At 43.1% G+C, this 12,680-nt stretch carries 14 protein-coding genes; 7 read left to right on the forward strand and 7 right to left on the reverse strand.

The genetic code is table 11. The annotated features are described in order from the left end of the window. Positions 1–29: 29 nt before the first annotated feature. Entirely contained in the window at positions 30–1,259 is a 1,230-nt protein-coding gene (locus tag K1X84_04755; GenBank protein ID MBX7150925.1) for an MFS transporter, read from the forward strand. Here the strand turns inward: K1X84_04755 and K1X84_04760 are convergent, their stop codons facing one another. Continuing rightward, positions 1,260–2,330 (reverse strand): DUF1624 domain-containing protein, encoded by a 1,071-nt coding sequence (locus tag K1X84_04760; protein MBX7150926.1) that lies wholly within the window; start codon positions 2,328–2,330, stop codon positions 1,260–1,262. A gap of 222 nt (positions 2,331–2,552) precedes the next feature. Here K1X84_04760 and K1X84_04765 point away from each other — a divergent pair, with 222 nt between their 5' ends. The 3 genes from K1X84_04765 (at position 2,553) to nrfA (ending at position 5,321) form a co-directional block, all read left to right on the forward strand. Next, entirely contained in the window at positions 2,553–3,002 is a 450-nt protein-coding gene (locus K1X84_04765) for a hypothetical protein (GenBank protein MBX7150927.1), read from the forward strand. Between the two features lie 210 nt (positions 3,003–3,212). Beyond that, positions 3,213–3,812 (forward strand): cytochrome c nitrite reductase small subunit, encoded by a 600-nt coding sequence (nrfH, locus tag K1X84_04770; protein MBX7150928.1) that lies wholly within the window; start codon positions 3,213–3,215, stop codon positions 3,810–3,812. A gap of 21 nt (positions 3,813–3,833) precedes the next feature. Further along, positions 3,834–5,321: an ammonia-forming cytochrome c nitrite reductase gene (nrfA, locus tag K1X84_04775; protein ID MBX7150929.1), complete on the forward strand. Its 1,488-nt coding sequence runs from the start codon at positions 3,834–3,836 to the stop codon at positions 5,319–5,321. Positions 5,322–5,439: 118 nt separating this feature from the next. Here the strand turns inward: nrfA and K1X84_04780 are convergent, their stop codons facing one another. The 6 genes from K1X84_04780 to K1X84_04805 form a co-directional block, all read right to left on the reverse strand. Then, positions 5,440–6,270 (reverse strand): hypothetical protein, encoded by an 831-nt coding sequence (locus tag K1X84_04780; protein ID MBX7150930.1) that lies wholly within the window; start codon positions 6,268–6,270, stop codon positions 5,440–5,442. A 99-nt stretch (positions 6,271–6,369) separates the two neighbouring features. Beyond that, positions 6,370–7,257: a helix-turn-helix transcriptional regulator gene (locus tag K1X84_04785; GenBank protein MBX7150931.1), complete on the reverse strand. Its 888-nt coding sequence runs from the start codon at positions 7,255–7,257 to the stop codon at positions 6,370–6,372. Between the two features lie 204 nt (positions 7,258–7,461). Beyond that, entirely contained in the window at positions 7,462–8,184 is a 723-nt protein-coding gene (locus K1X84_04790; protein MBX7150932.1) for a CPBP family intramembrane metalloprotease, read from the reverse strand. Between the two features lie 43 nt (positions 8,185–8,227). Continuing rightward, on the reverse strand, positions 8,228–9,118 hold the full coding sequence (locus tag K1X84_04795; GenBank protein MBX7150933.1) for an AraC family transcriptional regulator: 891 nt from the start codon (positions 9,116–9,118) through the stop codon (positions 8,228–8,230). 168 nt (positions 9,119–9,286) lie between these two features. Next, positions 9,287–9,760, reverse strand: a complete 474-nt coding sequence (locus tag K1X84_04800; GenBank protein MBX7150934.1) for an isoprenylcysteine carboxylmethyltransferase family protein — start codon at positions 9,758–9,760, stop codon at positions 9,287–9,289. Positions 9,761–9,773: 13 nt separating this feature from the next. Further along, positions 9,774–10,853 carry an acyl-CoA desaturase gene (locus K1X84_04805; GenBank protein ID MBX7150935.1) on the reverse strand — a complete coding sequence of 360 codons (1,080 nt, stop codon included), beginning with the start codon at positions 10,851–10,853 and terminating at the stop codon, positions 9,774–9,776. Between the two features lie 233 nt (positions 10,854–11,086). On the opposite strand from K1X84_04805, the gene K1X84_04810 reads away from it, so the two are divergent. The 3 genes from K1X84_04810 to K1X84_04820 all read left to right on the forward strand — a co-directional run bounded on the left by K1X84_04810 (position 11,087) and on the right by K1X84_04820 (position 12,579). Continuing rightward, positions 11,087–11,470, forward strand: a complete 384-nt coding sequence (locus tag K1X84_04810; GenBank protein ID MBX7150936.1) for a hypothetical protein — start codon at positions 11,087–11,089, stop codon at positions 11,468–11,470. 69 nt (positions 11,471–11,539) lie between these two features. Continuing rightward, positions 11,540–12,061: an SRPBCC family protein gene (locus K1X84_04815; GenBank protein ID MBX7150937.1), complete on the forward strand. Its 522-nt coding sequence runs from the start codon at positions 11,540–11,542 to the stop codon at positions 12,059–12,061. An 8-nt stretch (positions 12,062–12,069) separates the two neighbouring features. Next, entirely contained in the window at positions 12,070–12,579 is a 510-nt protein-coding gene (locus K1X84_04820; protein MBX7150938.1) for a hypothetical protein, read from the forward strand. Positions 12,580–12,680 lie beyond the last annotated feature (101 nt).

A 12,680-nucleotide genomic window follows, 5' to 3' on the forward strand; every position in this document is an offset into this window, starting at 1 on the left:
TATTTTATTCAACCATTAAGGATCATGTTTTGAAGCGTTCACCCTTGTTTGTCATTTTCATTACTGTATTTATCGATCTCGTTAGTTTTGGGATTGTCATTCCGCTATTGCCGTTTTATGCTCAGCAATTTGGCGCATCGGGCATTATGGTCGGACTTTTGCTGAGTGTTTTTTCCTTGATGACATTTTTATTTATGCCTGTCTGGGGCAAACTTTCCGATCATCATGGCCGTCGTCCGATCATTTTAATTACGGTTATCGGATCCGTTGCGGCGTATATCCTATTTTCAACAGCGAATTCGTTATGGATGTTGTTTTTGTCGCGGACACTGGCCGGTATTGCCAATTCCAATCTTTCGGTGGCGCAGGCTTATATCGCTGACGTGACTAAGCCGGAAGAGCGTGCAAAAGGTATGGGTCTGATTGGTTCGGCATTCGGGCTAGGATTTGTATTCGGGCCGCTGATCAGCGGTATTTTTTCTACCGAATTCTTTGGCAGCTTGAAGTATACATTGCCCGGTTGGATTGCCGCCGGATTATCGTTGATCAATTTGATTACAGCTTTTTTCTTATTACCTGAGTCGCTTGATCACGAAAAACGTACTATCGCAACAGCACGGTCATTTTTTGATGTTAAAGGTTTTAAACGCGCTTTACAAATCCCGCAGTTGGGAATTGTCATCACTTTATTATGCATCGTGACGGTAGCGTTTTCGAATATTTTTGCGACGTTTCCTTTATTCGTGATGGAGCCGCCGTTCGGTCTTTCGAGTTCGCACACCGGATGGTTTTTTGTTGAGATCGGTATTTTCAGTGCGATCATTCAGGGCGGCTTGATCGGTAAGCTCAACCGGTTTTTTGGTGAAAAAAAATTAATCGTTATCGGCGTGACGCTGATGATGCTGGGATTTTTGGGATTTCCTGTTTCGGCGCTTTTAGGAACAATAGGTATTTATGGTGTCATAGCGGGTACAGCGCTTTTATCGATGGGAAGCAGTTGTCTGACGCCGTCGATCATGAGCCTGACTTCACAATTAGCTGATCCCGGCGAACAAGGCGTCATTCTCGGAATCGTTCAAAGTTTTGCAAGTCTGGCGAGGATGTTCGGTCCGACGATCGGCGGCATCGCGTATGATGTAGCCGGGCATACGACGCCTTTTTATCTCGCTGCTTTTTTAATGGCGGGTTCGGTGTTTCTGGCTATTCGCCTGCATCAACATGGACACTTTCGGAACGAAGAAGAAAATATTGCCGCATGACTATCCGGCCGCCTTACCAAAAATTTTTTTCTTTGCCAACGTCCATCCGATCGTGAGATAATACATAATAACTATCAATATTACGAGCATGGCTAATGTTACAGGAACACTGTTATCCTGACTGAAAATTGGCCACGATGCTTTCTCGCCCGTTATAGAATAAATCAACCACAGATGAACGACGTAGGCGAAGAGCGATTGACTGCCGATGGTGCGGACTTTAGCGGACGTGTGCCAATTTTTGAAATCCAACAGCCAAAACATTCCGAATAAAATCAACAGAATGCCGAGCCTCATCAAAACCCAGTTAGGACTGACGAGCCAGAAATTGTCGTACGTAAACAATTGAACCGGCGACCAGTCGCTGATCAATCCTATCAAAAAAATTCCAGCACCGGAAAGTGTAATTTTAACCACACCGTTTTTTTCATCGTCCGACTCAACGTAATCAAGAAAAGCAAACGCAATCAGTGCGCCTGACCATAAAAATACGCACCACGGGAACAGAGGAAATAACGGATTATTTAAACCATTCAGATAATTAGTAATAAAAGGGTGAACGGTAAATTCTGTTTTCCACAAAAGCGGAGTCGCCAGGAGAGACGTCAACGTCATAATGGATAAAGTAAACAAAAAAACATTTCGTTTTCGTGACAGAAATAAAACGATTTGCAATATAATCATGCTTACGGCGATCGTGTGCAGAACGTCAGCCCGAAAAAATTCATTCAGATCAGCCGCCACAATGCTTGGAGTCATGCCATTCCATTCGATGCGCGGGATGTGCAGCAAATATCCGATGCCGAGGATCATGAACAATCGCCGCATTTGTTTACCCAGCGTTGGCGTCAGGTGAGTCATATCATCCCATTTGGTACGGCAAACAATGGCAAATGAAACGCCCGCAATAAATAAAAAAGACGGCGCGACAAAACCGTTGACGAGATTCAAATAGGGAAACCATTCAGAATGACGTAATCCTGCGTCCATCCACGCATTGACGACGTGCGTTTCGATCATGGCCAAAACGGCCCAGCCGCGGAAAATGTCGATAAACAATAGTCTTTTCATAAATCGGGGTATCTAAGAATCAGATTGGTTAGGAGATATTAATGACTGGTTTGTCGAAAATCCAATATTTTATTAATTTTTTGATAATAATAAATACGGATAGCTGGATTCTTTGAATTTGTAATTCAAAAATAATTAATTACTTTAATTATAATTTATAAACGGCATGATTCTTGGTTTGTAATGGACATATTTGTTCAACGAAAATCAAGGATGCGTCTCATGATCCGAAATATGATTCGAATTAGCATTAATATGATAATTGTCTTAATGATTTCTTTTACGTCGTGTTTTGAAAACTTCAGCGATTCTGCCGATATTGAATTACAAAAAACCGGGAATTTAAAAATATCGGTTCATTCAGCCGTCCATCTGGACGATGGTTATGTTCTATCATTTGATCGTGTGTCGGAAGACTCACGTTGTCCTGTGGATGCAGTGTGTATATGGATGGGAAATGCCAAAATACATCTGACACTAACCGGACCGGGCGGTGAAACTCAAACTCCAAATGTAGTGCCTGTTGAATTCAATACATCGAACCCGGTGGTTTACGAAAATAATATATGGCGATTGGAATTGGTGGAGCTAATGCCGGCGCCATATTCAGATCAACCGCTTGATTCAAATGCTTACCGAATTACGGTAAATATTCAGCAAAAAGGTGAATAATATTGGCATCACGAATTTGTCACGACTGGTTGATTTTTCCAGTATGAAGTAAGTCGGAAAATTTTTATAAAGAGCGAAACATTGTTTCGCTCTTCTTTTTTTCGGGAGATTCGTAGCTGTTTTGATTGACAATCAAAATTGAAAATCTTAATTTAAGCAGCCTTCCAATTACCAATATATTTTTTTGAAGTCATAACTGAGAATGTACTGATGGAAAGATTCAAACGCCTCATTCAGTTTTTCGTACCGCCCGAGCAATGGCGGATTCCGGTATTTTTTTTATCCGGTGTCTTGATCGGCATCGGGTTGCTGGTCATCACCATTTCCAATGCTGCGTCGTATCTTTCGGACGATCCGAAAGCCTGCATGAATTGCCATGTCATGGCGCCTCAATTTGCAACGTGGCAGCGCGGCAGCCACGGCCGCGTAACGGTATGCAATGATTGCCATGTTCCTCATGACAACTTTTTCAGAAAATATCTTTTCAAAGCACAGGACGGCATGCGGCACGCGAGTATGTTTACATTCCGGCTTGAACCCCAAGTGATTCATATCAAAGAGGCCGGCATTACGGTTGTGCAGGAAAATTGTATTCGTTGTCACAGTAATTTGGTAGAAAACGTATCGGCGAGCGACGTTACGGGTAAAAATTATAATCACGGCCAGGGACAGCTTTGCTGGCAATGTCACCGCGAAACTCCGCACGGCCGCGTCAATGGATTAGCTTCCGTTCCGTATGCGCGCATTCCACGCCTGAGCAACGTTATGCCGGATTGGATCGATCAATTGGTCAAAAAAGAAAAAAAATAGAAATTTTTACAAGGAGGAGACATGAAAAGTATCGTACAGATTTTACAGGAAAAACCGAAATTGGCGTGGCTGTTTTTCGCGGCAACGGTGGTCGTCGTTTTTTTGGTCGGACTGCTTGCAAATTCGATCATGGAACGTCGTGGCGAAGAAAAGACCCTGTTTCAATTGGTCAAACCGATTGCCGACTGGGAACCGCGCAACGAAGTTTGGGGTGAGAATTTTCCGCGTGAATTTGAGAGTTATAAAGCTACAATGGACTCAACATTCCGCAGCAAGCACGGTGGCGCGGCAACGCGTGACATGTTGGAGGAATATCCTAATCTGGTGATTTTGTGGGCCGGGTATGCGTTCTCGCGCGATTTCAATCAGGCGCGCGGTCATTATTATGCCATCAAAGATATTCGAAACACACTTCGCACAGGCGTTCCTCAACCCGGTACATGCTGGACTTGCAAAAGTACGGATGTTCCACGCGTCATGAACGAACGTGGCATCGCTGAATTTTATAAAGACAAATGGGATCACCTTGGCGACCAGATTGTTAATCCGATCGGCTGCCAGGATTGTCACGACAATAAAACCATGAATCTTCGCATTACACGTCCGGCGCTGGCCGAAGCTTTTCAACGTATGGGCAAAGATATCAAACAGGCGACGCACCAGGAAATGCGTTCGCTCGTCTGTGCTCAATGTCACGTGGAATATTATTTTAAAGGCAAAGATGATAAATATCTGACGTTTCCATGGGATAAAGGATTCCGGGCGGAGGATATGGAAGCCTATTACGACAGCGTACAGCATGTCGATTTTGTCAATAAGCTCAGCCGTGCGCCGATTCTGAAAGCACAACACCCGGATTATGAAATTTACAAAACCGGCATCCATGCGGAACGCGGCGTATCGTGCGCCGATTGCCACATGCCGTATCGAAGCGAAGGCGGCGTGAAATTCACCGATCATCATATTCAAAGCCCGCTGAACAATATTGCCAATTCGTGCCAGGTATGCCACCGCGAAAGCGAAGAGACGTTGCGTAAAAATGTGTACGACCGCCAGGATAAAGTTATCGAAGTGCGTGGGCGCCTGGAATCGGTTTTGGCGAAAGCGCACATCGAAGCGAAGATCGCATGGGATAACGGCGCCAACGAAGAAGAAATGAAACCGGTACTCCAGTTGATTCGACAGGCGCAATGGCGCTGGGATTATGCGGCCGCCAGCCACGGCGGATCATTTCACTCGCCATTGGAATCGGTACGCGTGATCGGCGCCGGAATTGAAAAAGCTCAGGAGGCTCGTATTCAAATCGCTGAAGTTTTGATCAAACATGGCGTGAAAGTTCCGGTCACTCTACCGGATATTTCTACAAAAGAGAAAGCCCAAGCGTTTATCGGTCTCGATATGAAAAAATTACGGGATGAAAAAATCGAATTTATCAAAACGGTTATCCCAGAATGGGATAAAAAAGCACAGGAACGGGAAGGGAAGATGAGCGCCTACAGAGGGAAGTAATTAATATTGAAAGCAATAAAAAAATTCTCAGCCCGGTATAGCCTGAGAATTTTTTTATATTGTTACTAATAACAACAAACAGCATTAAGATTCAATCTGGAAAAATTATTTTTTGAACTTATTTCCGAAGCTCAGAACTTGAATCAAGGATTGATCCGGACTGTTGGATCATTTGCTTTTCATTGAACTTTTCCGTTGTCGAAAAATTTGTGATAATATGATAGCCGAATGTTTGTGTGCCTTCAAGATTCATAGTATGAAATCTCGTTGGATACAAAAGACCGTCGACTTCTTTCAGTTGATCAATGATCCGTAGAACGGGGCCCATGTACGTCACCTCTTTGGGAAAGCCCATCAAATCCAGCATGGCGCCATAAGAGACGTTGTATTGGTATCCGGCCAGACGATAAGTTTTAGGATCAATGTATAAGACAAAAAAATCCGATTTTGTGCGGCCCAGTGGCGGATGATTGACAAATTCCATTTTGACCGTCCAATACTCTGTTGAAGAACCGGGAAGTTTATTTTTACCAACGTCACTGAGTTTCACGTTCTTATCTTGAGTAAGCCATGGCAAATTGACAAAATAATAGAAGAAATACGCCATGAAAGCAGGATAATTAGCTTGCTTCCAGTCTTTTGTCCACGCTTTTGCACCGTCGCTAGCCAAAACTGCTCCGTCCAAAAACCAATTGTGATAAGTGCGCCGAGTTGCTTGATCGAAAACTTCGTGAGAAAACCACCACGGACTTTGATCCGGAGGAGCTGTCGGATTGAAAAAAATATTATCATAACTGATTGTCTTTGCGTTTTTCCACTTTTCAAATCCACCATGAGCCTGAATCATGGACTCAATGACCGTCTTCGTATTGGGCGAATCGTATTGAGGCCCGCTGGCATAAAGCGTATTAAAAAAAGAAAAAACAAAAAATAGAGTGTTCTTTACCATAACCCATCCTTAAATTTATCTTGGAAGTTCAAGATAAATTTACGCCATGAGTTGACAGAAATCTTCCTATCCTATAAGTCAGGAAGCTTTTGGACAATTTTATACGGCTTTAGATAGGTTGGATCGGTATTGGCTTGGAGTCAATCCCTTTTGCTTTTTAAAAACTTCGTTAAAGTGGCTTAACGAATTGAATCCCGATTCGAAAGCAATGGATGCTATGGTCTCGCATTTATAATGTTGATCAAGCAAAAGATCGGAGGCTTCCTGTACTCGATATTTGTTGGTCCAGTCTTTGAAAGATGTTCCAAGTTGACCATTCAGCACTTGCGAAACATGGTTTTTTGAAAATCCTGCCATCGCGGAAAAACCGTCTAATGTAAGATCCGGATTTTTGTAAAGCTTCTTTTTTTCCATTGTTTCAATAATTGATTGAATCATGAGAGGCATTTCAGAATAACGGAGTCCTGAATGGAGATACTTACGATGGTCAAAGCTCTCTCGATTGATCATAAAAGAATAACCAATCCAATAAGGATATACGGACAGTGATAAGAACATGATTTGAATCCAAACATTGGCAAGTTGAAATTCCACAGATAATGACAGGGCTAGAATAACAACAAACTGGACCAAAGTCGTGAGCTTAAGAAATTGAAGTCCCCAATTGTTTTGGCGAAGAAGAGGGTATGACCGGTAGAAAGCATAAAATAATGTGATTAACTGAAAAACCGCACGCCACCACCTCTCATTGTAAAAATCCCCTGTAATCCACAACTTGAAATAAAATTGTATTCCCACAAGAGCCAATAGAACAATCCATCCAATATCTTTTTTATCAAAATATTCATCGGTTTTTTGGCTTTTTGCAAATAAGAAAATAACAGGATTTATGATAAATGGCGTTAGGTACAACAATTGATAGATCAGCATATTTTGATCCATCATCCACCACTTGTTGACAGCTTTCAGAAATATTTGTGCGCTCATAGCCCAAATTAGACAAAAAAGCGCAATGCCCGCTGTTTTGTTTATTGCTCTTTTTAATACTACAAGAGATAGAATTATGCCTTGAATTCCACCCGCGATTAAAAGAATAAGATTGACGTTCATACAAAACCCAATGTATTGCTTGACAGTGTTTTGTATTAACGTAACTAGGTGATAGTAGTTTCACCCCCTTTTTTAATAGATTTATTGGCCGCCATAATACAACAGACACCCTAAAATCAATGCGATCAAATCAAAAGCTGCATGGGCCGATATCGCTTCGACGGCCGAACGTTTTCGTAAGTAAGTCAGAGCGAACAGAAATCCGGTTATAGCGGCGGAAAAAATACCGCTTGTTCCCTGATAGGCATGACCAAGCCCGAACGTGGCGGAGGAGCCGACCAGCGCTATCATTAATCCAATTTTTCCAAAAGTTTTTTCGAATCGTGTTAATTCAAATATTCTGAAGAATTCTTCGAGGAAACCGCCTTTAAATACCGAAAGAAAAGCCAGCAAAACGATATTACCCGGAGTCGTAAATAATTTTACGATTGAATCGGATTCCGATTTTGGGAAAATAGCCTCAACCACGGGATTGACTAAAAATGTGGTAAGGATAAAAATCAGTACTCCGAACAGCGCACCTTTGCCAAATTGGCCGAGCAGCCGTTCTTTTTTAAAACCTAAATCATTCAGACCCTCGCCGGACATGTGAAGCAAAAAAAGAGCGATTAAAAAATTAACAATACCGAAGGCAATGATGTATATCGAAGCTTTAGGTAAGTTTTCGTTAACACTGATATTGGGATCCAATATCTTATAAACTGATCCAGTCCCGAAAAAAGTATTAATAAAGTCGAATAGCCACACCAATACGATTAAGGCCGTAGTTATACGCAGAGCAGTCTGAGGTAATAGATTTTTCATCGGTTTTACTTAAAAGTTGATAGATGTTTTCGATATAAAGTAATCAGTGGACCGAGCTTTTTCTTGAAGAAAAGTGACTTTTGGCGTATTGAGCAGGTGTGAGTCCGGTAATATGTTTAAAACGGCGGGTAAGATGGCTTTGGTCGTCGAATCCCACGTCTAAAGCAACTTGTGCGGCTGGAGTTTGAATGGATAATAATTTTTTTGCTTCATGTATACGAACCTGCAATAACCATTGATGTACAGACATCCCGACAGTTCGCTTAAACGTGCGCATCATATACGAGCGATTCAATCCTGTAAGATTTGACAAATCGTTGATCGTAACGGGGCGTTGGTAATTTGCTCGCAGAAATTCTTTGATAAGGTCAACGGCACGATGTTCGGCGTGTCCTTCTACAGGATTGCCGCAGTGACCGAATGTTTCGGCAAATTTTGACAAGACTTCCACGACTCGTGATTCTTGCTCAAGCCGATCGGACGGATATTCAAGCGAACGGTGAAGACGGGTCAGCAAAGTACTCCATTTCGATCCGCTCAGTTGAATTTCCCGAAAATGCGGCAACGGCGATTTTTCCGGTAAAAGATTTCTGAAAACAATGGCGTGAATGTAAAACATATTATACGTCAGAGGCAGGTTGTCCGCTGAAAAACCGGTATGCGGCACATCCGGATTCAGCGTCACGATACCGCCTGCGGGAATGCGGCCCGATGCGCCGCGATAATCGATTCCGCCGATTCCGGCTTCGACAACTCCGATGGCATACGTCTCATGGCTGTGCCATCCGTAATGGTGCACAAATTCTTCTGCCCGAAAACATTCAATCCCTCCCAAAACAGGCAAAAACCACGACCATGCACGGCCGGGAGAGTTGTCGGTGTTGTGGGAAATGGTTGAAACAGATGACTTGAGGGAATTGGCTTTAAGCTGCATCAGGCTGGGATTTATTCCGGAATTGGAGGGACAACAATTATCCCAGCGTTACGCATGGTTTGTCCGAATGTTTCAAACGAGGAGGATGATCGTCTTTGAAGCTATTTTTTGAATATTATTGAGTTGTGGTAACCCAAGGAAGGATTTTGAAGTTTCATCGGAAAGATTTCAAGAGTATCCTAAATATCTCGGGACTTGCTGTTTGTAAGCCAGCCATTCATCTCCGAATCTTTTTTCCAAAAATTCTTCTTCTTTTTTGACTATGGCATGATGAATCATTGCACCGATGGCAAAAGCCAGACCGTTCAGAGGATGAATGGCCATCATACATGATCCGGCGCAAATAATATAGGAGCTTACATAAATCGGATTACGAGTGAAACGGTATAAACCGTGCGTCTTGAGCGAAGTTTTTTCGTTAGGAAGTCCGACTCGGATCGAGGTGCCTAATTGGAAAACTGCAAAACAAAATAAGATCAAACCAACGGCATATACTACGAGGCCGGCGAGCCAAAAATAATCGGTAAAATACCACGCCGGCAAATAGGCGGCCGCAAATGGAAAATAGCAGGACATAAACAGAGCAATTTTGCCCAGGATCAATATATAACCCGGTATAGGGCTTTTACCGAATATTTCCATAATTGCCAAAACCTCATGCGAGCGGCCGGCCGAAGTTTTTCAACGTACGATAATGCGAAGCCACCGCAGCCCGCATCGTGGGGTGAACGTGATAAGGAATTCCATGTTTGGCAGCGAGCGATTCGACAATTTTACTCAGCGACGGATAATGAATACTGCAGACTTTCGGAAATAAATGGTGCTCGATCTGAAAATTTAATCCGCCGATATACCACGACAAAAATTTATTAGTGCGGCCAAAATCCGATGTCGTAGCCATTTCATGCAATGTCCACGCAAGTTCCATATTACCCGCAGAATCCGGTAACGGATGTTCCGTATGTTCCACCACGTGTGCCAATTGAAATACAATACCGAGAATCAATCCGGCGGTGAGATTCATCGCTACGTATCCGATGGCGATTTGCCACCATGGAATCGGCAATACGATCATAGGAATGATAATGGTCCAACTATAATACACCATTTTCATGAACAGCATGGTCACGACTTGTGAAAACGGGTGTTTGATATTTTTATACGGGCCGAGGTCGCGAAGCATGAAATATTTATAATCTTTGATGAAAACCCAAAAAATAGTTGTGAATGAATATGCAAGAAAAGCGTACAGATGTTGGAACCGGTGAAACCATTGATGGGGCGTATGCGGTGACAGGCGCAGCAAAGGCGAAACAACCAAATCTTCATCCACACCGTGAATATTGGTATAGGTGTGATGAATTACGTTGTGCGTCAACTTCCACATATATCCATTGGCTCCGACGAGATCGAAAGTAAGCCCGAAAATCCGATTGATCCAAGGGTGAGACGAGTAAGCGCCATGCAGTGCGTCGTGTCCGATACTAAAACCCATGCCGGCAACGCCGATGCCGATGGTGATGGCAAGGATCAGCATTTCCCACGGTGCGAATTGCCCGGACAAGATCAACGCATAGGCGCCGAACGTCAAGGTAAGAATAACAACGGTTTTGCGGATCATAGCGAAATTGGCTTTGTCCGATATGCCGGATCGAGTAAAATAATCGGCCGCGGCGGCCTTTAGATCGGTAACAAAGCCGCACGCGTCCCTTTCAATAAAAGCGACTTTACTCATAGGTAGGTTTCCACGTTAAATTTGGTATGTTTGAAGTGTGTGTCCGAAAGAAAAGCGGTTTAGATTACGTTAAAAACGAGGTATTTTCAAGGAATATTTTTTACCGTGTCCGGCAAAAAGCCTCTTTGAGTTTTTTCAACGTTTTTCTTTGGAAATTTCATGGCAGTACGCGATCTTGTGGCGCGAAACTAAAGCGTAATCCGGTTCCATGACATTATTTTTTTGAGTACGGGATGAATCGTAAAAAGAAAACGATCCCTTTTGAGTTTGTTCTCGATGCGTTATTACCTCTGGAGCCTGTGACGCGGCCGATGTTCGGATGTACGGCCATTTACGTCGGGCCGAAAATCGTTCTGATCCTGCGCGACCGGGAATCGCATCCGGAAGATAACGGCGTTTGGATCGCAACCACGGCCGAACATCATGGAAGCTTGCGCAAAGAATTTCCATCCATGCGTTCGATCAACGTTTTAGGGCCGGGTGAAACGAATTGGCAAATGCTGCCGGCGGAATCGGATGATTTCGACCGGTCAGCCGCTCACATTTGTGAATTGCTTTTACGTCACGATCCGCGCATCGGGAAGATTCCTAAACCAAAAAAGAAAAAACGAAAATAACCGTTTCGTTTTAAGCCGGTTACTTCGACCGCGCTCAGTGCGCCATTCTGTTTTAAAAAGGAAATAGTTATGAAAAAAATATTCATCATCATCAGTGCGATCATCGGCGTTGCTCTCGTTATTTTCTTCTCATTGGGCGTCGCCAATCCTAAATTAACTTTCACGGTTTCTGTTCAGATCGACCAACCCATTACGGTCGTATGGGAAAAATTTGCCGATGAAAATAACATGCAACATTGGATGCAGGGATTCAAAAAAATAGAAAACGTGAGCGGCAATCCGGGGGAGGTTGGGAGTAAATTTCGTCTGACGTTTGATGAAAACGGAGAAGAAGTGTACGTCGACGAAGAGTTGCTGGTATTGGCTGAAAAGGAGAAATTCGCTTTTTCAATGGATAATGAAGTTCTGAATGGCAAAGGTGAATTTACTTTCAAAGCTATTGACAGTAACAGGACGGAGATGATTTACCATAATGAATCAGAAGGAAAAGGATTGTTCTGGAAAAGCCTGCTGTTTCTCGCGCAACAACAAATTATCGAACGTAATCAAAATAATTTTTCCGCATTCAAAAATTTTAGCGAATCTAAGTAGTACAAGCGATGAAAGATCACTATTCCATACCGCTTACGTTGTTAGGCGCTTGCGTGCTTTCATATTTCATGATCGGTTGGTTCATGGCAAAAGTATCGTTCGTGACAGCGTTTCAAGTAGCCAAGCCGCCGGGCGATGTGTACGGTTATTTGACGGATACATATTATTGGAATAATTGGATGGCGGATCTCCAGACGGTTGAGCGGGATTCGTCCGATACGAATCGCTTTCAAATGTTATTTACAGCGGAAGATCGAACGTTTCTACGGCCGATGTCAGTTGATTCTGTTGAAGCCGGGCGTTTGTTTGTGTTTTCGGTTTTTTACGATCATTACCGTATTCAGCACCGCATACGTTTCTCACGCTATTCCGACTCGACCATTGTTTCCTGCCGCAGCGATATTTACGGTGACGGTTTTTTTTGGCGTTCGTGGTATGCATTGACCAAAACATGGATTGCCGATCGCCAGCAAATCGATTACGAGCGATTGAAAGTGCTCGTCGAGACTATGCAATAAATTTTCAACTTCAAGGCGACTAACTTTTTACGCAACATTGCAGAGTTTTTTTTAATGAGGTTTGCATATCAGTGATTCGTGAGAAACCGAATTGGTTTGCA

This window comes from bacterium, assembly GCA_019695335.1.
In the GTDB taxonomy this organism is placed as follows: Bacteria; CLD3; CLD3; order SB21; family SB21; genus JABWBZ01.

What these genes read in the sequence shown, in the direction of transcription:
- K1X84_04760 (MBX7150926.1), bottom strand. Translation starts at nt 2,330, where the DNA reads ATGAAAAGACTATTGTTTATCGACATTTTCCGCGGCTGGGCCGTTTTG.
- K1X84_04765 (MBX7150927.1), top strand. Translation starts at nt 2,553, where the DNA reads ATGATCCGAAATATGATTCGAATTAGCATTAATATGATAATTGTCTTA.
- nrfH (MBX7150928.1), top strand. Translation starts at nt 3,213, where the DNA reads ATGGAAAGATTCAAACGCCTCATTCAGTTTTTCGTACCGCCCGAGCAA.
- nrfA (MBX7150929.1), top strand. Translation starts at nt 3,834, where the DNA reads ATGAAAAGTATCGTACAGATTTTACAGGAAAAACCGAAATTGGCGTGG.
- K1X84_04780 (MBX7150930.1), bottom strand. Translation starts at nt 6,270, where the DNA reads ATGGTAAAGAACACTCTATTTTTTGTTTTTTCTTTTTTTAATACGCTT.
- K1X84_04785 (MBX7150931.1), bottom strand. Translation starts at nt 7,257, where the DNA reads ATGAGCGCACAAATATTTCTGAAAGCTGTCAACAAGTGGTGGATGATG.
- K1X84_04790 (MBX7150932.1), bottom strand. Translation starts at nt 8,184, where the DNA reads ATGAAAAATCTATTACCTCAGACTGCTCTGCGTATAACTACGGCCTTA.
- K1X84_04795 (MBX7150933.1), bottom strand. Translation starts at nt 9,118, where the DNA reads ATGCAGCTTAAAGCCAATTCCCTCAAGTCATCTGTTTCAACCATTTCC.
- K1X84_04800 (MBX7150934.1), bottom strand. Translation starts at nt 9,760, where the DNA reads ATGGAAATATTCGGTAAAAGCCCTATACCGGGTTATATATTGATCCTG.
- K1X84_04805 (MBX7150935.1), bottom strand. Translation starts at nt 10,853, where the DNA reads ATGAGTAAAGTCGCTTTTATTGAAAGGGACGCGTGCGGCTTTGTTACC.
- K1X84_04810 (MBX7150936.1), top strand. Translation starts at nt 11,087, where the DNA reads ATGAATCGTAAAAAGAAAACGATCCCTTTTGAGTTTGTTCTCGATGCG.
- K1X84_04815 (MBX7150937.1), top strand. Translation starts at nt 11,540, where the DNA reads ATGAAAAAAATATTCATCATCATCAGTGCGATCATCGGCGTTGCTCTC.
- K1X84_04820 (MBX7150938.1), top strand. Translation starts at nt 12,070, where the DNA reads ATGAAAGATCACTATTCCATACCGCTTACGTTGTTAGGCGCTTGCGTG.